This window comes from Actinomadura napierensis (assembly GCF_039529375.1).
In the GTDB taxonomy this organism is placed as follows: domain Bacteria; phylum Actinomycetota; class Actinomycetes; order Streptosporangiales; family Streptosporangiaceae; genus Spirillospora; species Spirillospora napierensis.
Window position 1 is genome coordinate 1 of record NZ_BAAAMR010000350.1, and the last position, 613, is coordinate 613.

Here is a 613-nt window from a genome sequence, read left to right on the forward strand (position 1 = left end):
CCGTCGGCGATCCAGCCGGCCGCCGCCTCCAGCGCGAAGCCCGCCGGCGCCCACGCGCCCGACCGCAGCGCGGCGGCGACCCGCGCCGCCGGCCGCCGCGGGACGACCGCGAACCCGACGCTCAGCCCGGGGGCCAGGCGCTTGGAGAGGCTGTCGACGAGGACGGTGCGGTCCGGGGCGAACGCCGCCAGCGGCGGCGGCCCGCCCGCACGCAGGAACGCCCAGACCCGGTCCTCGATCGCGTACAGCCCGAGCCGGCCGAGGACGCCGGCCAGCTCGGCCCGCCGCGCCTCCGGCATCGTCGTCCCGTACGGGTTGTGCAGCGTGGGCTGGACGTAGACGCCGCCGAGCGGCCCGGCGCGGTGCGCGGCGGCGAGCGCGTCCGGCACCATCCCGTGCTCGTCCACCGGCACCGGGACCGGCGTGACGCCGAGCCGGGCCGCGACCCCCTTGACCACCGGATAGGTGAGCGCCTCCACCGCGAGCCGCCCGCCCGCCGGCACGAGCGCGGCCACCGCCGCGGCGATCGCCTGCCGGCCGTTGCCCGCGAACAGCACCTGGTCCGGCGCGGGCGCCGCCGCGCCCGCCGCCAGCAGCACCGCCGCGGCTGGCC

Annotated in this window: 1 protein-coding gene; it reads right to left on the minus strand. The window is 81.1% G+C overall.

Going from position 1 to position 613, the window contains the following annotated elements:
* Nucleotides 1–613 (minus strand): aminotransferase class I/II-fold pyridoxal phosphate-dependent enzyme (locus tag ABD296_RS49865; protein ID WP_344285655.1); only part of this gene is annotated, 613 nt, incomplete at both ends.